The sequence below is a fragment of the Leptolyngbya sp. KIOST-1 genome, assembly GCF_000763385.1.
GTDB lineage: Bacteria > Cyanobacteriota > Cyanobacteriia > Phormidesmidales > Phormidesmidaceae > Nodosilinea.
In genome coordinates this window covers 1,976,348-1,996,583 of the sequence record NZ_JQFA01000004.1, presented here as the reverse complement: position 1 = coordinate 1,996,583, position 20,236 = coordinate 1,976,348, and the positions used below count along the sequence as shown (strand labels likewise).

General features: G+C 60.9%; 15 protein-coding genes. 7 read left to right on the top strand and 8 right to left on the bottom strand.

Annotated elements, in window-relative coordinates; all coding sequences use genetic code 11:
• Positions 1-164: 164 nt before the first annotated feature.
• Positions 165-2,186, bottom strand: coding sequence for a sensor histidine kinase (locus NF78_RS25730; protein ID WP_035992935.1), 2,022 nt, complete (start codon positions 2,184-2,186; stop codon positions 165-167).
• Positions 2,187-2,423: 237 nt separating this feature from the next.
• Between NF78_RS25730 and NF78_RS25725 the strand changes: the two genes are divergently transcribed.
• The 3 genes from NF78_RS25725 to kaiC all read left to right on the top strand — a co-directional run bounded on the left by NF78_RS25725 (position 2,424) and on the right by kaiC (position 5,406).
• Positions 2,424-3,278, top strand: coding sequence for a circadian clock protein KaiA (locus NF78_RS25725; protein WP_197064967.1), 855 nt, complete (start codon positions 2,424-2,426; stop codon positions 3,276-3,278).
• A 68-nt stretch (positions 3,279-3,346) separates the two neighbouring features.
• Positions 3,347-3,661 carry a circadian clock protein KaiB gene (kaiB, locus tag NF78_RS25720; protein WP_017301921.1) on the top strand — a complete coding sequence of 105 codons (315 nt, stop codon included), beginning with the start codon at positions 3,347-3,349 and terminating at the stop codon, positions 3,659-3,661.
• Positions 3,662-3,849: 188 nt separating this feature from the next.
• A complete protein-coding gene (gene kaiC, locus NF78_RS25715) occupies positions 3,850-5,406 on the top strand; it encodes a circadian clock protein KaiC (protein WP_035992929.1) in 1,557 nt (518 codons plus the stop codon).
• A 40-nt stretch (positions 5,407-5,446) separates the two neighbouring features.
• On the opposite strand, the gene guaD is transcribed toward kaiC, so the two are convergent.
• Entirely contained in the window at positions 5,447-6,802 is a 1,356-nt protein-coding gene (gene guaD / locus NF78_RS25710; RefSeq protein ID WP_052050961.1) for a guanine deaminase, read from the bottom strand.
• Positions 6,803-7,109: 307 nt separating this feature from the next.
• Between guaD and NF78_RS28645 the strand changes: the two genes are divergently transcribed.
• Complete coding sequence (locus NF78_RS28645; protein WP_225885420.1) at positions 7,110-7,805, top strand: DUF2726 domain-containing protein; 696 nt, start codon at positions 7,110-7,112, stop codon at positions 7,803-7,805.
• A gap of 13 nt (positions 7,806-7,818) precedes the next feature.
• On the top strand, positions 7,819-9,096 hold the full coding sequence (locus NF78_RS25700) for a lipid-A-disaccharide synthase-related protein (protein WP_052050959.1): 1,278 nt from the start codon (positions 7,819-7,821) through the stop codon (positions 9,094-9,096).
• Here the strand turns inward: NF78_RS25700 and NF78_RS25695 are convergent.
• On the bottom strand, positions 9,066-10,412 hold the full coding sequence (locus tag NF78_RS25695; RefSeq protein ID WP_156119972.1) for a D-alanyl-D-alanine carboxypeptidase: 1,347 nt from the start codon (positions 10,410-10,412) through the stop codon (positions 9,066-9,068). The genes NF78_RS25700 and NF78_RS25695 overlap by 31 nt on opposite strands.
• 87 nt (positions 10,413-10,499) lie before the next feature.
• Positions 10,500-11,288, bottom strand: a complete 789-nt coding sequence (locus tag NF78_RS25690; protein WP_156119971.1) for a hypothetical protein — start codon at positions 11,286-11,288, stop codon at positions 10,500-10,502.
• Positions 11,289-11,599: 311 nt separating this feature from the next.
• Between NF78_RS25690 and NF78_RS25685 the strand changes: the two genes are divergently transcribed.
• A complete protein-coding gene (locus tag NF78_RS25685; RefSeq protein WP_035992922.1) occupies positions 11,600-12,661 on the top strand; it encodes a Fe(3+) ABC transporter substrate-binding protein in 1,062 nt (353 codons plus the stop codon).
• 176 nt (positions 12,662-12,837) lie between these two features.
• On the opposite strand, the gene NF78_RS25680 is transcribed toward NF78_RS25685, so the two are convergent.
• The 3 genes from NF78_RS25680 to asnB all read right to left on the bottom strand — a co-directional run bounded on the left by NF78_RS25680 (position 12,838) and on the right by asnB (position 15,834).
• Complete coding sequence (locus NF78_RS25680) at positions 12,838-13,023, bottom strand: hypothetical protein (protein WP_035992919.1); 186 nt, start codon at positions 13,021-13,023, stop codon at positions 12,838-12,840.
• A 180-nt stretch (positions 13,024-13,203) separates the two neighbouring features.
• Positions 13,204-13,671, bottom strand: a complete 468-nt coding sequence (locus NF78_RS25675; protein ID WP_035992917.1) for a hypothetical protein — start codon at positions 13,669-13,671, stop codon at positions 13,204-13,206.
• A 126-nt stretch (positions 13,672-13,797) separates the two neighbouring features.
• Positions 13,798-15,834, bottom strand: coding sequence for an asparagine synthase (glutamine-hydrolyzing) (gene asnB, locus NF78_RS25670; protein ID WP_035992914.1), 2,037 nt, complete (start codon positions 15,832-15,834; stop codon positions 13,798-13,800).
• Between the two features lie 288 nt (positions 15,835-16,122).
• On the opposite strand from asnB, the gene NF78_RS25665 reads away from it, so the two are divergent.
• Entirely contained in the window at positions 16,123-16,839 is a 717-nt protein-coding gene (locus tag NF78_RS25665) for a DUF1028 domain-containing protein (protein ID WP_035992910.1), read from the top strand.
• A gap of 99 nt (positions 16,840-16,938) precedes the next feature.
• On the opposite strand, the gene NF78_RS25660 is transcribed toward NF78_RS25665, so the two are convergent.
• Positions 16,939-19,788, bottom strand: coding sequence for a cyclic nucleotide-binding domain-containing protein (locus tag NF78_RS25660; protein ID WP_035992909.1), 2,850 nt, complete (start codon positions 19,786-19,788; stop codon positions 16,939-16,941).
• Positions 19,789-20,236: the final 448 nt, after the last annotated feature.

Here is a 20,236-nt window from a genome sequence, read left to right as displayed (position 1 = left end):
GGCTGCCCCACGGTATTGGTCTTACTATGCCCGAAATTATGGCCAAGAATGATACGTAGTTTTACCGTCGCGGTTCCCTTGAAACCCACCCAAAGGCCAGGCGTGGGGATGCCGCAGTCGATATTCTGCACTGGCCTGCGATCGCCCAGGCGAAATGGCCCTGCCTATCCGCCTGGGTCCGGGGGCTGAGGACGGGCCTGGACAATCGCCTGCACCAGCCTGGCCCCGGCCAAGTCGGGGGGGTGGGTGATCAGTTCTGGGCAGGCCACGAGGGCTAACTTCAGGTCCTGGACGGCGGTCCAGTCAAGCGGGGGAACCGGGGCAATGATGGGCAGACGGGCCAGGTTGGGCTGGCTGGCCAGGGCCTTGATGTCGGCGATTGCCAGGGGGACCGCGCTGTCTAAAATCACGGCCTGGAGATGCCACACCCGGCTCAACAGATTCGCCTGCACCAGGTCATCGACCTGTAACAAACGACAGTGGTAGCGCTGGAGCCAGCTCTGTAGCCCCTGGGGCAGGGCGCTGGGGGCGCTGGGCGATCGCAGCAGCAGCAGGGTCTGGCCCCGGAGGGAAGCGGGGGAGAGTGAGGGCGTCAGGCAGAGTCGATCGAGGGTAGGCCGCAGCTCCTGGGCCAGGGTTTCGATCGCAAGCGTCTGGGGCTCTGGCCTGGCGGGGGCGGTGCCATCGTCTGCGCTGGGGAAAGGCGCGACGGCCCCTGCCCTGAGCGTCACCACAGCCGGAATGGCCAGTCGCTGCACCAGGGCAAGGCGATCGGCGGCGGCGGTCGGAGCGTCGATCAGCGACCCCCACTCAATCAGGGTGCAGGGGGGAGCCAGGCGGGTCTGTAGATCCGCCAGGGATTTGCAGCTGGGTGCTACCGCCAGGCGATAGGGACTGCTCCGCAGGCTAGCGTCAATTTGCTCGATGGTGGCTGGGCTGGCGCTGGCCAGCAGCACCACCACGGTCTGCCCAGGGGTGGCTGTCGCCCTGGGCAGCAGCAGGGTAATCCGGCTGCCGGCGGGGGTGCTGTGCCCGGTCAGCTCGCCCCCCTGGAGCTGGCTGAAGCGGCGGGCCAGGGCCAGCTCCAGACTTGCGATCGACCCAGGACTGAACTCAGGGTCGAGGGGGGAGCCATCCCCAGCGGCGGCCTCAGCCTCTGCTGCCCCCAGCGGTGGGTCGAGCTGGGCGATCGCCGCCGTACTCCAGAGCGTCAGGCCCAGCCAGGGCCCCCAGGGCTCCACCACCAGTCCCGCTGGGGAAGCCCCGTTGGCAATCAGGTAGCTGAGAACGTAGTGCAGGCTCTGGCGCAGACGCAGGGGATCGGCCTGGACCCACCCCTCAGCGGTCTCCAGGCTAGCCATAAAGGTTTCTGCCCAGTCGGCGGTGGCTTTGAGGGCAGGCTGGGCCATTAAAAAGCTGGGCACCAGCTCCTCGGTCAGGGGCTGAAGGTAGACCCGCTCCCGACTGGGGCTGATCTGGCCCGACTCCAGGCGCATCCAGTCGAGCAGCAGGTTGATCAGGTTGGTGAGCTTGCGAATCGCCTGCTGCATCAGGTTGATGTAGCGAAACTGGCGCTCACTCAGGGATCCCACCCGACTGTCCAGCAGCAGGGTGGATAGCCCCAGCAGGGTGGTCATTGGCGTTTTGAGGGCATGGCCCAGTTCCAGCACCCAGGCCCGCCGCCCCAGCGCCCCCCGGCCAAGGGGCACAGGTTCCCCCGGCCCCAGAGCACTTGACTCCGCCGCGATCGCCCGCCAGCCCAAAAGTTTCACCGGATCGAGCAGGCCCAGATACCGGCCTGCGGCGTCCACCGCCACCAGCAGACAGGGCGGGGTGACCTGGGCCAGGTCCCCTAAGTGAGCCAGGGCTGACGCGTCTAACCGCTGGCTCACTGAAACCTCCATCAGCGGCTCCATCCAGGTCTGGCAGTCCTCCAGTCGGGGGTCGGCCCAGTTGTCCGCCGCCTGGCCCGCCCGCTGGTGGGCTGCCCACAGTCGCCCCAGCGCCAGGGCACCAATGGGGCGGTGGGCGTCGTCCACAACCACAATGTGGCTGTGGGCGGCGGCCAGGGAACCCGGTCCGGAGTCTTCAGACGGCCCCAGCGCCTGGGCAACCTCGCTGAGGGAAGTGACCAGACCGTAGGCTGGCACAGGGCTCAAGAAGTGATCGAGGGGCGGCAGCGCCATGGGCTTATCCCCTGAGGAGTTTGTTTCCAGATTTTGGGGCAGGCTGCATTCTGGCAACCACCCTTTACAATTGACAATATCTCCACTATCCCGGTTTTTGCTCACGTTCTCATAGCCGGGCTGCGGGGTCGCCCCAACGGCTGCGGACTCAGATGAATCCTGCTGCTGACCGCCCAAGGCACCGCTATCGGCTCCCCGGCGGCTCTGCTTGTTGTCCTGTTCATTATCTATCGCCCCTTGGTTTCTCCCCTTCAGATCTATCGCCTGACCCGTGGTGACCACGCTCAGCAGACCTCCGATTTAAATCTGGATCCGAGTCGCTACGTAGTCCATCCTGCCGTGCTTGTTGGCGATGCCCTAGACTGGTTGCAGAGCCGATCAGGCCCGCCCGACTGTCTGGTTGTCGACGATGGGGTTTGGCGAGATACGCTTGAGCCCACCCTCCAGCAGCTCAAGCTGGTGCTGCCGGTCGTGGTCCTGGTTGACGATCCAGAGGCGATCGCCCGGCCGACACCTCAGCCCCACTACCCGGGTACTGTGGTGCATCACTCCCTAAAGGCCCTGGCCCAGGTCGATCGCGCTATTCAGGCCGCCATTCAAGAATTTTTACGGCTGCCTGGCCCCGGCGATTCACCGCCCGCCCCTGCGGATCAGTCTAGCGCCCCCGAAACCAGCCTCAGCGCCAAGCAGCACCAGCTCACCGAAAAACTCAAGGCCCGGCTGGGCTATCTGGGGGTTTACTACAAGCGCAACCCGAGTCACTTTTGGCGACACATGAATCCCGACGATCGCCAGACCCTGCTAGACCAGCTCAAGGTCGACTACCGCAAGATTATTCTGGCCTATTTCGCCAGCACCACAAAACTAAACCTCAACCAGCTGATCGATGACTTTGTCAATCAGGCCTTTATGGCCGATATCTCGGTCGCCCAAATTGTTGAAATTCACATGGAGTTAATGGATAACTTCTCCAAGCAGCTTAAGCTGGAAGGGCGTAGCGAAGAGATCCTACTCGACTATCGCCTCACCTTGATTGACGTGATTGCCCACCTCTGCGAAATGTATCGCCGCTCGATCCCCCGCGAACCCTGAGGGCAGACTACCCGCCCGAAAAGCTTCCCGATACAATTTTCCCTGTCCCTGTCAACCCAGAGCGTTCCATGAGCTCCGTTAAAAAGACCTATATTCTCAAGCTCTACGTCGCGGGCAACACTCCCAACTCCATTCGCGCCCTCAAAACCCTCAACAACATCCTGGAAGAAGAGTTCCAGGGGGTCTACGCCCTCAAGGTCATTGACGTGCTCAAAAACCCGCAGCTGGCCGAAGAAGACAAGATCCTGGCCACCCCCACCCTGGCCAAAATTCTGCCGCCGCCAGTGCGTAAAATCATTGGCGACCTGTCGGACCGCGAGCGGGTGCTGATTGGGCTTGACCTGCTCTATGACGAGCTGCGCGAAGACGACATTTACGGCTAGCCCGCCCAGGGGTTGGCGCACCGGCTCGGTCTGGGCTCGGTTGTGATTGGCTGCATGGACCGTCTCATCGGGCCAAAATCCTTTTGGGTAGCCGCTTCGGGGTATGCTTGATACTCAGAATGTCCTGTAAGTTATTTCTGTACGTTATTAAGGGCTGTCGCTCTGCCCGATACCTGTAACCATCTCCCATGACAGACTTTGACCAGACCGAATCCCAGTCTTCTGCTCGCTCCGTTGGGGTGCAAAAGATTCGCACCACCATAGAAGGCTTTGACGACATTAGCCACGGCGGCCTGCCGGCGGGGCGATCGACCCTGGTCAGCGGCACCTCAGGGACCGGCAAAACGCTGTTTGCAGTACAGTTTATCTACAACGGCATCACCGAATTTGACGAGCCGGGGGTGTTTGTCACCTTTGAGGAGTCGCCCGAAGACATCATTCAAAACGCCTACAGCTTTGGCTGGGACTTGCAGCAGTTGGTAGACGACGGCAAGCTGTTTATCCTCGATGCGTCCCCCGACCCGGAAGGTCAGGATGTGGTGGGCAACTTTGACCTGTCGGCGCTGATTGAGCGCATTCAGTACGCCATTCGCAAGTACAAGGCGCGGCGGGTTTCCATCGACTCGGTGACGGCGGTGTTTCAGCAGTACGACGCTGCCTCGGTGGTGCGCCGCGAGATCTTTCGCCTGGTGGCCCGCCTCAAGCTGATGGGTGTAACCACCGTGATGACCACCGAACGCCTGGACGAGTACGGCCCAGTGGCTCGCTTTGGCGTGGAAGAGTTTGTCTCCGACAACGTGGTGATCGTGCGCAACGCCCTGGAGGGGGAACGCCGCCGCCGCACCATCGAGATTCTGAAGCTGCGGGGCACCACCCACATGAAGGGGGAGTACCCGTTCACCATCACCAACAACGGCGTCAATATCTTTCCGCTGGGAGCCATGCAGCTCACCCAGCGATCGTCCAATGCGCGGGTGTCGTCGGGGGTGCCTACCCTGGACGAAATGTGCGGCGGCGGCTTCTTCAAAGACTCAATTATTCTCGCCACCGGAGCCACGGGCACGGGCAAAACCCTGCTGGTCAGCAAATTTTTGGTGGACGGCTGCAAACACGGGGAGCGGGCGATCCTGTTTGCCTACGAAGAGTCCCGCGCTCAGCTCTCCCGCAATGCCTACTCCTGGGGGGTCGACTTCGAGGCCATGGAGGAGCAGGGGCTGCTGAAAATCATCTGCGCCTATCCCGAGTCGGCGGGCCTGGAGGACCACCTGCAAATCATCAAAACCGAGATCTCCCAGTTTAAGCCCTCCCGGGTGGCGATCGACTCGCTGTCGGCACTGGATCGCGGCGTCAGCAACAACTCCTTCCGCCAGTTTGTGATCGGCGTGACGGGCTTTGCTAAACAGGAAGAGATCACCGGCTTTTTCACCAACACCACCGAGCAGTTTATGGGGCTGCACTCGATTACCGAGTCGCACATTTCCACCATTACCGACACGATTTTGATGCTGCAGTACGTGGAGGTGCGGGGCGAACTGTCGCGGGCGATCAACGTGTTTAAGATGCGCGGATCCTGGCACGACAAGGGCATCCGCGAGTACACCATCAACAGCCAGGGCCCGGACATCAAAGACTCCTTCCGCAACCTGGAGCGGATTATCAGCGGCTCACCCACCCGCATCTCTGTAGATGAAAAGAGCGAGCTGTCGCGAATCATTCAGGGGGTGCAGGGCGACTCGGAGCTTTAGCTGTGGGGTAGGCACTGCCCACCACCCCACTAGGAGAGAGCTAGACCTTAGAGGAGTAGGCTTGCTCTCCCAGGATGTAGGTGGCGGCGACGGCGCGATCGCCCCCCATGATCACCAGCGAAAACAGCAGATCCTCCAGGACCTCCAGGGTTTGGGGAATCCCTGCATCATTTCGCAGGGCCAGCAGCGGCGTCGCCTGGGGGTTGAGCACCACAAAGTCGGCCTCTTTACCTGGGTCAAAGCTGCCCAGTTTATCCTCCAGGCACAGCGCCCTGGCTCCGCCCAGGGTGGCGAGAAATAGCGCCTTAAAGGCCGAGAGCTTCTGGCCCCGTAGCTGGGCCACTTTATAAGCCTCATTGGTGGTTTGTAGGATTGAAAAACTGGTGCCTGCCCCCACGTCGGTGCCCAGGCCCACCTTCACCGGGTACTCGGGATTTTTGGCCTGCTCAAGGCGAAACAGGCCGCTGCCGAGGAACAGGTTGGAGGTGGGGCAAAAGGAGATCGCCGCCTTGGCCTCTGAGAGCCGCTGAAATTCGGCGTCGGTGAGCTGCACGCCGTGGGCAAACAGCGATCGCGCCCGCACCAGCCCCGTCTGGTCGTACACATCCAGGTAGCCTTGGTACTGGGGGAACAGCTCCTTAATCCAGGCCACCTCGTTGACATTCTCAGACAGGTGGGTGTGCAGGTAGACATCGGGAAACTCATCCAGCAGTTTGGCCGCCAGCTTTAGCTGAGTTTCGGTGGAGGTGGCCGCGAACCGGGGGGTGACGGCGTAGAGCAGGCGCCCTCGCCCGTGCCACTTCTCAATCAACGCCTTCGACTCCTCGTAGGAGGACTTGGCCATATCGCAGAGGTAGTCGGGGGCGTTGCGGTCCATCATCACCTTGCCGCTGATCATGCGCAGGTGCCGAGCTTCGGCGGCCTCAAAGAAGGCATCCACCGAAGTGGGAAACACCGCCGCAAACACCAGGGCGGTGGTGGTGCCGTTCTGAAGCAGTTCATCGAGGAACAGGTCGGCTACGGAGCGGGCATAGTCGGGGTCGGCAAATTTGCGCTCGGTGGGAAAGGTATAGCGGTTCAGCCACTCCAGCAGCTGCTCCCCGTAGGCGGCGATCATGCCCGTCTGGGGATAGTGAATGTGGGTGTCGATAAAGCCGGGGGTGATCAGGGTGCCGCGGTGGTCAATCAGGGGGCGATCGCCTATGCGATCGGCCAGGTCAGCGTAGGCACCCGCCGCCTCAATGGTTCCCTCGCGCACCAGCAGCAGTCCATCGGCCACGTAGCGCACTGCCTCGGCCTCGGGCCCGTAGAAGGGGTCGCCCACATAGTCCAGCAGTGCCCCCCTAACCGCTACGCTGCCGCCACTCAAACCAGGGGATGCCACAGGTTGACCCATCGATTTTCTCAGCCTTTTCACGGGTTTACACTGGGTCCTACCCTACAGCAATGTCAGGCTTTTTTCTGTCCATCTTTCACCGAATTCGGCAGGTGGATTCCAAAGCCAAGACTATTTATCCATTTTTAAGGATTTAAGCTAGAAGAATTGAAAAAGCCCTAGAACACAGGACAGAGCGGTTAGTTTTCATCGGTATGGCCAAATTAAGGTTGCGCTTTGGGCCGAACCGGAGGTTAAAACCCTGACCCTGGGCATGCTAATTTTGCCAGTTATCAGAGGTGTGCTCCAGGTGTCATCACTTATTGTTTTGTTGATTCTAGGCGTGGTCGTTGTGGCGGGGATAGCAGTGTTTGCCGGCGGCCAGGGCGCTGGGCCAAAGCGATCTACCCCGACTCGGCCAGTAGTGGACCAGGAGGCGGGGGCTGGGCCAACCTACGTCTACAGCCGCCAGAGGGCTTTGTTTACCCGCGCCGAACTCAACTTCTACCGAGCGCTCCAGGCCGCAACGACCGATCGCTACCAGGTGCTGGGCAAAGTGCGGGTGGCCGACGTGCTCAAGCCCCAAACCAAAAATCGGAGCGACTGGGCGCGGGCATTTAACAAGATTTCGGCCAAGCACTTCGACTTTGTCCTGTGCGATCGCAACAGCCTCAGGGTGGTAGCCGCCGTAGAGCTAGACGACAGCAGCCATCAGCGATCCGATCGCATCAAGCGCGACGACTTTCTCAACCAGGCTGTCCAGAGCGCCGGACTGCCCCTGATTCGCTTTCCCGTGCAGCCAGTCTACGAGCAAGACGCCATTCAGCACCGCATCGCCCAAACCCTGAGCCTACCCGATCCAGAAACCCAACCAAAGCCCAAACCAAAAGCTAAATCAGAGGCCAAGCCCAATCAGGTCACCCCCTCCCCCAAGCCAAAGCTCAAACCCAAGTCCCCACCCCTAATGCCCCACCCATCCACCCATCCACCCTCCACCCCCTGCGCCCCATGCATTTTCTGCTAGGGTTGGGGATGGTATGGAATCCTCCCCGATGAAGCTACTCTGCATTAGTAACGGCCACGGCGAAGACGGCATTGCAGTTCGCGTGCTCAAACAGCTGCGGCAGCTACCCGGTTCGCCCAGCCTGGCCGCACTGCCCATTGTGGGCGAAGGCCGCGCCTACGAAAAAGCCGGTATCCCCATTCAGGGCCCGACCCAGGCGATGCCCTCGGGCGGATTCATTTATATGGATCGCTACCAGCTGTGGCGCGACCTGCAGGGGGGGCTGGTGGGGCTCACCCTGGCCCAGCTGCGGACGGCGCGACAGTGGGCCAAGGGTGGTGGCAAAATTTTGGCGGTGGGGGATATTGTGCCCCTGGCGATCGCCTGGCAGAGCGGGGCCGAGTACAGCTTTATCGGCACGGCCAAGTCAGAATACTACATTCGAGATGAGCGCCATCGCCTGCCGGGCCGTCCCGTTTTGGAGGGCTGGTCGGGCTCGGTGTATGTGCCCTGGGAACGGTGGCTGATGGCCCGGCCCAACTGCCGTGGGGTATTCCTGCGCGACCAGATCACGACCGACACGCTGCGAAAACTGGGGGTGCCTGCCTACTATCCCGGCAACCCAATGATGGATGAGCTAAATACCCGCGCCGACAAACTGGCCCAGGTGACCGCCAGCTTTGCCCCGGCCGACTCGGTGCTCACCCTCGCCCTGCTGCCCGGCTCCCGTGCGCCCGAGGCCTTTGACAATTGGCAGCGCATGGTGGAGGCGATCGCATCGGTGATGGAGACCTTTGGCGATCGCCAAATTCGCCTGCTGGCGGCCCTTTCGCCTGCCCTCAACCTGGCGGCCTTCAAAGACCTGCTGCTCGAGGCGGGCTGGCAGCCGATTCCCGGTAACTACCCCACCCTGCAGCGGGGCAATGGGGTGCTGGTGCTGACCACCGACGCCTTTGCGGAGTGCCTGCACCTGGCCGATGCCGCCCTGGCTACCGCTGGTACCGCCACCGAGCAGGCCGTGGGCCTGGGCAAACCCGTGGTCACCTTCCCTGGACCGGGGCCGCAGTTCACCTACGCCTTTGCCGAAGCCCAGTCGCGGCTGCTGGGCCCATCCATTCTGCTGCTCCAGGATCCAAAGGAGGCTGGAGCAGCCCTTAAAGACTGCCTGGCCGATGGTCCCCGGCTGCAGCGCATCGCCGAAAACGGTCGCCGCCGCATGGGATTGCCGGGGGCGGCGGGGGCGATCGCCAAGGCCCTCCATCAGCACTACATTGAACCGCCCTACTCTGACGCTACCTCCTGGGCCACCTGATTGCGGCTGGGGTCGCCGTAGCGAAATGGCCCGGTCTGCATGCGCACCTTGGTCCGCATCTCCGGGGGAGCATCGGCGACGCCCCAGTGGGCCTGAATGGCCTGCAGCAGTAGGTCCTGCTGTATCCGCAGGTCGGGAATATCCCAGCCTTTGTTGATAATGGCAAACCACACCGGCCCCCGGCTGGCGGTGGGCACCATCCCGGCCAGGGAGCTGACCTCGGCCAGGCTGCCGGTCTTGACCGCTGCGGTGAGGGGCAGGCGGCGATCGATCAGCGTGCCCACATCTTCCCCAGCCACCGGCATCACATCTGCCACCGAGAAACCCTGGGCCGCCAGCTGTTGTTGTAGCGCCACCGTCATAGCCACCGCCACTCGGGCCGACATCTGGTTCTCGACGCCCAGACCCGAGCCATTGGCCAGGCTGAGTTCCCCCGCCGGGAGATCCGCCGCCGCGGTGGCCTTCGTCACCACCTGCCTTGGCCCGCCCACCAGGTCGGCCACCATCTCCGACATGATGTTGTTGCTGTAGATATTCATCGCTTTGAGGATGGCCACCAGGGGCAGCGACCGGTGCCGCACCACCCAGTCTATAGGTACATTCTCCAGATCCGTCGCGGGTACCCAGCGCACGCCGCCGTCAATTTGCAGACTGGGCTGGGGAGTGCCGGGAGTCAGGTTGTCGTAGGCCGTTCGGGCTTCCCGAGGCCAGGTGGAAGCCGACATCACCTGCTTTAAATCGGCCAAAGATCGGGCCTGCCGCTCGTTAAAATTCATCGTGAACGGCCCCGCCACCAGCACCTCTCCGGTCACCCGCCGGATGCCCAGCTCCTGCAATCGGTTGACCAGCACAATGCCCTCTTCCCACACAAACAGCGGGTCGCCGCTCCCCTGAATGATCAGGTCGCCGCTGAGCACTCCATCGCTGTGCAGGGTGCCCCGCAGGCCGACCAGGGTGTCGAAGCTGTGGTCAAGGGGCCAGGTCTGCACAGCGGCCAGGGTCGTCGCCAGCTTGGTCAAGGAGGCGGCGGGCATCAGCACACTGCCCTGGTGCTCGGCCACTACGGTCTGGCCCACCTGAATCCAAACGCCCTGGTCGGGCACGGACCAACCCCGCCGCCGCAACCCCGCCACATAGTCGGCTACGATCGCTTCCACCACTGGGTCGCGGGTGAGGCCCGCAATCCACGGCGACTGCCACTCAATTTGCAGGGCAGTGGGGTTGAAGCCCGAGGGGTGCAGAGGCCTGGGTTCTGCTGGCCCCAACAGGATCGAAAGCAGCCCCAGGGGTAGGGTCAAGAGCGGTAGGGAAGCCACTGGCTGCAAGTCCTCCACGCGGATACGGCCGGATCGATCGGCCGGGTTTCCCCGACTACGATACACCAGTTGGCTGGAAGTGGGGGGTCAGGAGCGCTGGAGGGCCAGGACCTGGTCAGTGGTCATCGGTTCGGAGGTCAGAGTGTAGAGCACGCCGTCGCGCACCGAAATCAAATTCAGGTAGTAGCTGGCTTCGCCGGGTTTGCTGACGGCGTAGATTCTGACGCCGGAGTCGATGGAGAGCACTTCGCCGGTCACGTTGCGGAGGGTGTAGCCCTGGGCCTCCAGCTGTTCTCTAAGGTCGCTGGCGGCTCCGCGCCAGCTGCTGCTGACGGGGCTGCGCCAGCAGTCGGTCATCCCTTCGCAGGTGGCCTGGGCTCCATAGAGGTGGGGAAAGTTGGCGAAGGGGCCAGCGGGGTCGGGTTCAGGGGCAGGGGGCGAGGGCGGCGGGGTGAAGGCAGCTGGCTCGGGGGGAGCCGGCGATGGCGGGGCCGCCTGCGGAGCTAACTGTGGGGCAGCCTCGGCCTGGGGTGGCGCGGGGGTAGGCGGTGCCGTAATTGCCTGGGGGGCCGACGGTACCGCCGGGGCATTTGCTGGCGGTGCGGCGGGCGCCGCCTCTGGCGAGGCTTCTTCCGGCGCTGGGGGAGGCAGCACCATGACCGCAACCTCGTCCCATTCGGCGGGCTCTTCTACGGCCACATCGGCGGGGGCAGGATCGCCGGGGCCAGGCATGACCAGCGCCAACACCACCCCGTGGACCGCCAGAGATGCAACCACACACAGCGGCCCCAGCCACGATTTCCCTGGGACACGCCCCGGCTGGCGGGCAGCGGGTCGAGGTCGGGCGAAGGTAGAGGAGACGAGTCTGGGAGTCATTGTCGAAAGACTGCGATCGCAGATGCGGTTAAGCTAGAAGGACTGATTCTGCTTAGGACATTCTAGGCCTATTTCCCCATAGTCTCAAGGCTTAGGTGGCAGGGGCAACGGCAAAGCAAAAGACTGCCAGCTAGGCCACCATTGCCAGCAGGGTATTGAAACTAATCACCATAGGGCGGACTTTAGTGCTGGCTTTATCGGGAAAAGCTCTCAACAAGCTGTACAATGCGATCTGAAGTTCTCAATGACCTGAGCTTTTCCGCTTGGATGTGAAGCCACTTGATTGAGGTTTTTTTCTGAGGTAACACCCTATGAAACTAGGACGACGTACATTTTTGGGAGCGGGTGCTGCCGCCACCGCTGTGGCCCTGGGTCAGCTTCGCCAGCGCCCTGCCAACGCTCAGTTTGGTTTTGGCCGGGGGCGAACGGTCAATCTGTATTCCTCCCGCCACTACGACACCGACGACCAGCTGTATGAAGCCTTCCGCGAGGCTACGGGGATTCGGGTCAACGTGGTCGAGGCCGACGCTAGCCAGCTGATCGAACGGATCAAGAGCGAAGGGCAAAACAGCCCCGCTGACCTGCTGATGACCGTCGATGCCGGACGCCTGTGGCTAGCTGAGCAAGAGGGGCTGTTCCAGCCGGTGACTTCCGCCGCCCTGAGTGAGGCCATTCCCGACAACCTGCGCCACCCCGATGGGCTGTGGTACGGTCTGACCAAGCGGGCCCGGGTGCTGTTCTACAACAAAGAAACCGTAGACCCCTCTGAACTCTCGACCTACGAGGATCTGGTGGATCCTAAGTGGCGTGGGCGGATTCTCACCCGTAGCTCTACCAATGTCTACAGCCAGTCGCTGGTGGGTTCGCTGATTGCCGCCCACGGGGCCGAAGAGACCGAAACCTGGGCTCGGGGCCTGGTGGCCAACTTGGCCCGCAACCCCGAAGGGGGCGACACCGACCAGATTCGCGCCGCAGCGGCAGGGTTGGGCGATGTTGCGATCGCTAACACCTACTACTTTGCCCGTCTGATCAAGTCCAGCAGCCCCGAAGACCAGGCCGTGGCCGAAACCATGGGGCTCTTCTTCCCTAACCAGGACGATCGCGGCACCCACGTCAACATCAGCGGCGCTGGGGTCGTCAGAACTGCGCCAAACGCAGCAGCAGCGGTGCAGTTTCTGGAGTTTCTGGCCACTCCCGAGGCCCAGCAAATCTTCGCTGAAAGCAACAACGAGTACCCTGTGGTTGAAGGCGTGGCGGTTGACTCCGTGGTGGCGGGCTTTGGCGAATTCAAGGAAGACTCCCTGAATGCCTCCGTGTTTGGCCGCAACAACCCCGAAGCCCTGCGCATCACCGATCGCGCCGGCTGGCTCTAGGGGCTCTGGCTTAGCTCACTCTGGTCAAATCGAATCCCACCCCGGCGGTTTTCCGCCGGGGTGGGATTTTCTGTGTCAGCCCCTGGGGCGTGGCATCAGTCGTTGAAAAGCTGGACCCCTGACGCAGTAGCGGCGCTTCACTTCGAACGTTGCCCTTTGAATTCCGCGTGGTGATGCTAGTAGCTCTGCCGCAGGCGGCCCCGGGTGCGGCTGCTGAGGCGCTCGGACACCAGGTTACGGTCTTTATCGCTGAGCCCACTGATGCGCTGCTGGGCCTGGTTGAGCTGGTGGTTATCCGACAGGCGGTTAATCAGGTCGGCTTCGTAGGACCGCTGACGAGGGCTGAGGCGAGACTTTCCCATAGGTAAGGCGCTCTGGCAAAAATCAAAAAGAGACTAGACCTACTGTCAGTTTAAATTCAAACCGGGGAACTGGGGCAATCAGCCCGGTTTGCAAAGGAATCGTTACCGGGGCGACGGGGCAGGGCAACCCTTACCCTTCACGGCTGACCCATCGCCCCATTGACTTCGCTGCGATCGCGCCTAGATACCGGTATCCAGGGCCTCGATCAGCTTATCGAGGTAGAGCATCATCAGATTGCTCTGGTCGCCGGGCATGGTGGTGCGAACTTCTTCTTTTAACATTCGATAGCCGGTGACACAGGCCCCCTGCCGATTGAAAGAGCGAATGATGTTCTGCATCCAGACCAGATACTCCTCCATGAAGCCGTCTTCGTCGTGGAGCAAAATGCCCTTGGAGACGTACTCCAGGGTGTACAGCATGTCGCGCTGGCACTGCTGGGCGTGCTCCTGCACCACCTGGCGGTGGGGGGTTTGCATCATTCGCCGCAGGGCGTTGAGCACCAGCTCTTTGCCGTGATCTCGCACATGGCTGTAGAGGTTCAGGCGGGTTTGAAAAGCCTCCAGCATCTGGTCGAAGGGACGCAGCTCCAGGTCAGATAGGTAGCGGCCGTCGGCTTCGCGAACGGAGGCGAGTAAAGCGTTGTTCATAGCGACAAAGGGCGCGATCGCGCGACATTGATGGGTTCCCTCCAAAGGTGCCCAGGCCGATGGAGGTGACCCTTGCTACCGAAATATTTCTTTGTACTGAGGGATTGAAAACGGGATTAAAGAGGACTATTTCGATGCCCTGGCGGTCTGGAGCCGTTCGGTCCAGCCCAGCTGCTCAGCTGTTGCCTGGGCCACCTGGGGGATGTCCTGGGCGACGAAGTGCTGGTGTAGAATCTGGACGCTGAGCAGGTGGTTGATCATCGCATCGAGCTGCACCCGCTCGGCGATGGGGGTGGCGTCGTCCTGGTGGCGGTGCAGCAGGGTTTGAACGGCGCTGTGGTCGAGCAGGGCGGCAGAGTCGATAGCGTCGCGGCTGAGGTAGGTGGCAGCCAGGTCCTGCATGGCCCGCTGTTTCGCCGGGTCGGTGTGGGATGGAGGGGCCATGAAGGCGAACTTCTGCCGTTTGTACAGGGTTTCGGGCAGCAGCTCGCGCATGGTTTCCCGCAGGATGTATTTGTCCTGGTGGCCGCGAAAGCGGAGGCTGGGGGGCAGGGTGACGGCGAATTCCACCAGGGGATGGTCTAGGAAGGCGGGCCGGGCTTCCAGGGAGTTGGCCATATCGACGCGATCGCCTGCCCAACCCAGCACCTGGGATTCAAACTGGGTTTTGATCCAGACGTACTGGGCCCGGTCGAGGGGGTGGCGATCGCGCAGTTGATCCCCCTCCAGGGCAGCGGCGATCGCCGCCCCTGGCCGGTAGTCCCGCAGCGCCTCGTGGTGGTCGGGGTGCAGCAGCCCCGGCACCCGGTCCGCCAAACTCAGCCACGACTGCAAACAGCTGGGGGTAAAGCCCACCACCCCATCCAGGGCCGCATCCGCCAGCGGGTTTTCCGCCAGCAGGTTGCCCTTAAACAGTTTGTTGCTCTCCGCCAGCCAGGCTTCGAGATCCGCCCGCTCCTGGGGGCTGGCGTGGGCCATGCCGTGGCGAATCATATCCAGCCTGAGCTGGGGGTAGCCCGCAAACAGCTCGTCGGACCCTTCGCCGGTAACCACCACCTTGTAGCCCGCCCGGTGCACATGCTCGCTCATCAGCAGCTTGGCCACCGTAAAGGTGTTGTAGATACTGCGCTCGGTGTGCCAAAGGGTGCGGGCAAAGTGGTCGTAGAGCTGGGTGCCATCGACGGTGAGAATGTCCTGGTCGGCCCCCACGGCGGCGGCCATTTCCCGGGCGATCGCGGTTTCGTCGTAGTCGCTGTCGTCGAAGCCGATGGTGAACGCTTTGACCGGGGACTGCTGGCAGGCGGCGGCCACCCCCAAAATGGTGCAGGAGTCGATGCCGCCGGAGAGGTAGCAGGCCACCGGCACATCCGCCTCCAGCCGCAGCTGAATCGCCTCCACAAACCGCTGGCGCAGTTCCTCCATATAGTCTTCATCGCTGCGCTGGGGCCGGGTGCCCAGCAGCGGAAAGTTCAAATCCCAGTACTGTTCTTTGTGCAGGGTGAGCCGCCCGCCCTGGCGCTGCACCACCACCTTTTGCCCCGGCTCCACCGGGTAAATGCCCTCAAAACCGGTGGTGCCCGGCACCATGGTCTGCATTAGCTGGTGGTACAGCCCATCGGCAGAAAAGCGACGCTGCACCGAGGGGTGGGCCATCACCACCTTGATCTCGGAGCCAAACACCAGTCCCTCGGGGGTGAGGCTGTAGAACAGCGGCTTAACCCCAAAGCGATCGCGCACCAGGGTGAGTCGGTCCTGCTGGTGTTCGTAGACCGCAAAGGCAAATTCGCCCCGCAGGTGGGGCAGCGCCCCGTCGAGGCCAAAGCGATCGCTGAGGTGCAGCATCAGCTCGGTGTCGCTCTTGGTGCGAAAGCTGTAGCCCCGGGAGGTGAGGTCGGCCCGCAGCCGCTTGTAGTCGTAGAATTCGCCGTTGTGGGCGACCAAATACTGGCCGTCCTCGGATCGAAAGGGCTGCCGACCCCGCTCCGGGTTTAGATCAATAATCGACAGTCGCGCGTGGGTAAAGCCCACGCCGCGCCCCTCCACCACCTTGTAGCCAAAGCCGTCGGGCCCCCGGTGGTACTGAATGGCAGCCATCCCCATCAAAATCTGTGGATCGACAGGCTGGGCCAGGTCTGCGTACATGACGCCGCCAATACCGCACATAGTTGTTTTCCTCCGGGGTTAATGGGTCATCCTAAGGGCAGCCAGGGCCAGGAAATAGGCTTTTTTAGCAAAATTCAAAGGTTTGGGGAACTTTAGATCTTAGATTTTGGAGTTGGGAATGCTGGATGTTCCTAAGCCCCCGGCCTCAGGCAAAAGGTATTGGCCCAATCCAAAATCCCCAATCCAAAATCCAAAATCGTATGATTCGCCACAGTCGCCAGTTTAGAATTCTTTAACAATTGCCTTAATCTGTGCACTGCATACACCTTATATAAATTCAGCCTTACTATGACGTTTTCTATTGTTGCGTGGGACTCCCAGGCAGGCATGACCGGGGTAGCTGTGGCCACCAAGCACCTGGCGGTGGGGGCGCTGGTGCCCCACGCTCGGGCGGGGGTAGGGGCAATCGCCACCCAGGCCCAGACCAACCCACTGCTGGGCATCTGGGGGCTGGAGCTGCTGGAACGTCGGCAGGCCACCGAAAGCCCCTTCAGCGATGCCTCCGCCGAGGTGGTGCTGGAGTGGCTACTGGAAAACGACTGCGATCGCGACCAGCGCCAGGTGCACCTGGTGGACCACCACGGCCACACCGCTGCCTGGACGGGGCGCGACTGCGTGGGCTGGGCGGGGCACCGCACCTTTGACAACCTGTCGGTGGCGGGGAATATGCTGGTGGGGCCTGGCGTGCTGGAGGCGATGGCCGCAGCGTTTCACGGCAGTGCAGGGGCGGGGCTGAGCGATCGCCTGCTGCTGGCCCTGGAGGCGGGGGACGCCGCCGGGGGTGACAAGCGCGGTCGCCAGTCTGCCGCCCTCTACGTCATGCACAATACCCCCTACCCCCACCTGGACCTGCGGGTAGACCACCACCCCGACCCGATCGTGATGCTGCGCACCCTCTACACCGAGGCTCACCAGGACTACTACCAGTCCTTCCGCCAGAGCATGCCCAGCCAGCTCGCCACCCCCCAGCGCGACGAGGCGGTCTGGTTGCCCAAAGCGGTTTAGGGCCGATCGGCTGCTCGAGTTTGCGGGCAGGGCAGCGATCGCGCCACCCCTGGGAATCAAACGTGCCTTGTTCCGGCTCAAGGGATAGGGCTGTGATCTTCAAAGTGGCTGGGCCGATCGCACGAAGCGCTGAAGCTGCCGACTTTCCAATTCCAGCACCCGTCGTGCAAAATCAGAGTCGTGGTCGAGCAGATCATCAAAGGTATCGACAGAAATAGCCAGGATTCGAGTCCGTTCGCTATCCGCAACGATCGTATTTTCTGAGTTGCTGTGGGCTAAAACCTCCAGCTCATCCAGGGTTTGACCGGGATGAAGCTGCTCAATTTGAATCCCAAACTCAGTTTGGTAGTGAATGTTTGCATCGCCTTCAATCAACAGCAGCAACTCTCGACAGGTATCCCCGGCTTCTGTAATCAGGTCTCCCTGGCCGTAGGTTCTCACCTCTACTCGATCTGCCAGGGCAACGAGCGTATCACTCTGCATCCGGTGGAAGAAGTCGCTATTAAATAAATAGACCAACTTCTCTAAGGTGGGAAATTCAGTCAGAGATGTGGTTTTTGTTGGTGGCGAGGGCAACGCCAAGATCCGCTCGATTGTGTCTTGAACCAGATGGGAATGGAACTCATGGCGACGATTTTGAGCGATCGCCCGACTGCAATCTGCGTCCAATTGAACCATAATGTAGAGCGCTGCCGCCTGAATCATCGGATTTTGATCCTGGAGCAGGGCTTCTAGATGTCCCAGAATAGCTTCAGTGGAGAATTCCAATGAACAGGAAACAGGGGTTTCTCCCGGTTGGGTCAGACAGTGCAGAATCTCTGGCGGCAGGCGATCGCCCCAGTTCTCCTGTTCCATCAGCTCTCCTAAAACAGTCGGGGAGGCCTGCTGTAAAGTCTGGGCCAGGGTCAACGCTGCCGGGTCGGGCTGGAGAAGTTCCAGGGTTTCCAGCAGCGATCGCACGATCAGTTCTTTTTTGTGGCTAATGTTTTCCCGGAGCAGGGTTAATACGGCTTTGTGTCCATGCAGCATCGGTTGATTGAGCGCGCGGTAACACTCGATCAAGCCAGGGAGTTGGGTAAGCAGAAACTCTGCCTTTTTGACCCGACTGGCATTGACCGAAAATCCACTCAAAATCCACTCTTCCTCCTGGGGAGTGATGGAATATTGGCGGCGCAGCGAGCGAACAGCGGCTGAATCTTGGAATGATAGCTGCTCAAGTCCAGGGCGATTCCCGTAGGCATTACTTTGCGAATCGATCTGCTTGCTTTGCAGCAGCATTAGCCGCTCCAGGGATTTGCGGTAGCCGCTCAGGCGAATCTGATTTTCTAAACTGCGCTGGCGATCGGGGTTTAGCAACTCTGGATCTTCAATGCCCAATTCCTCCAGCACGATGCGGTGTTCGTCATCGGTAATGCCTAGCTCCTGACGCATTTGCTGCAATATGTCCAAACTGCTGGCGTAGTTTACGTAGCCTTCTTCCAGGGCTTCTCGCACCACTCCCTTGTAGGCCTGGTGGCGCTTCTCGCGGGTAAAACTGGGCAGCACTTTAGCTAACACATACACTTCATGGGTATTGAGATCGCTCAGCGCCCGTCCTTCCAGCACCTCGGCAACATTAAGCTGCAGTTTCTCCAACTGTTTGCGAAAGCGATTCGCTAAATTTTCACGGGAATAGAGATCGGGGCTGCGCCGCCAGGTTTTGTAGAGCCAGAGGGTGCTCAGCGTTACCAATCCCAGGTCGTAGAGGTATTGCACCGTCCAGGGGAAAAGCTGTACCAGGGGACGCCCTGCAAAAATAAAGAAAAAATTGAAAATACCAAAGGTACCTAGGGTAAAGATGCGATGGCGAATGGTTTCGATCGACAGGTTGGTCTGATGGCGACGGCTGTGGGCTTTAGCGCGCTTTTCGATCCATCGTCCTGCCCAATACCCGATCGCCGTGCAGGTTCCCAGCACCAGCGGCACCGCAAACAATTTGGGAATATTAATGGCCCTCCCAAACAGGTAGAGCCCAGGATTAAACAGCGAAGCGAGCTGATCGGTTTGCCGCACCCAGGCCCCGGAGAAGTAATAGTCCCAGTTGCCTGCATAGAGGTAGTAATAGACAAAATAGCCAATCACCAACCCCACGTAGCCATAGTACAAAAACGAGGTTTCTGGTCTGTTCAGGCTGTTCCAATAGGTGCGCTCGGCGTCAATGTCAATGCAGGGATTTTGGCAGGCGACGCAGGCACTCTGCTCTTTACCCTCCGGCTGCACCGTGCGGCACATGGATTGTGTGATTGGCTGCTCACTCATGTGGGCTTTGCTGCTGAGCAAGCCCCCCGGTTCACTGTAAATGCTTTGAACCGGAGCCATGGGGCAAAAGTACTGACACCAGGACTTGCCGCCGTAGAAGTAACCAACGGCGATCGCCGCTGCAATTGTAAACAATAGCCACCCGGCTAACACCAGGCGATCGGCGTTGAAAAACAAAATTCGGCCACACAGTCCGACAAAAAGCCAGCCAAATTGCAGGTAGGGGTAGTTCCGGCCCAGCCATGAATTCGAATCAACTTTTGCCAATTCGTAGCGCACCTTGCCCGTTTTTTTATGCTCTCGTTTAAATTGCCGCTGCCATCCCAACGCGCGAGGAATTTGAGATAAAAACGAAAGCGGACAAATCCGCCGCCATAGCTCATGGCCAAACACCAGCAAGATAAAGATGGCGGCGGGCACAATTGCTCCCCAGAACAGGGTTGTGCCTAACGGGTAGGGTTGCTCGATGAGGCATTCTCCCTGCACCTGCACACAGCTCTGCTGGAGCCGCAGGGGGCTCCAGGGATGGTCGGATACAGTGAGGGCCTGGGTCCAGGGGTCGTAGAACAGAGAGGCAATCATCAGCAGCCAACCAACCGTCAATACCCAGCGAACCCAGTGCATTCGCCGCTCCGGCAGTTGTGCAAACATACTCAAGCCCTTCCTCTGCTCTGCTCTGCTCTGCTCTGCATCTTGATCAATTGTGCGCCGAAGACCGTCAGGTTCTGCCATTGGTTTCCTCTAAGCTAGCCATTAATTTTTCCAGAACCGTTGGCATCCTCCCCTGGTCGTTCAAGAGCTCTATTGCTCTTGTGGGCGGTCCTGCTCAATTCACCTGAGCTGCGCCACCCCCAGGGACAATCGTGCCCCCACTCCCCCCGACGCCCCGGCCAGGGGATGGTGGTCTCGACCGGAAGACGGCTGAAGGGATAGCGCCTGTCGGTGCCCAGGGCCGTGCGATCGCCCTCTGCCCCCTGGTTCGCTGGCAGTTGCCCACCTGGGGCATCCGCGGACGTCATCGACAGCTAACTTGAAGATCGTTAACCTAATAAGGCTATGGATTGGGTCTATCCTTGAGAGATGCCGAATTTTGCCCAGC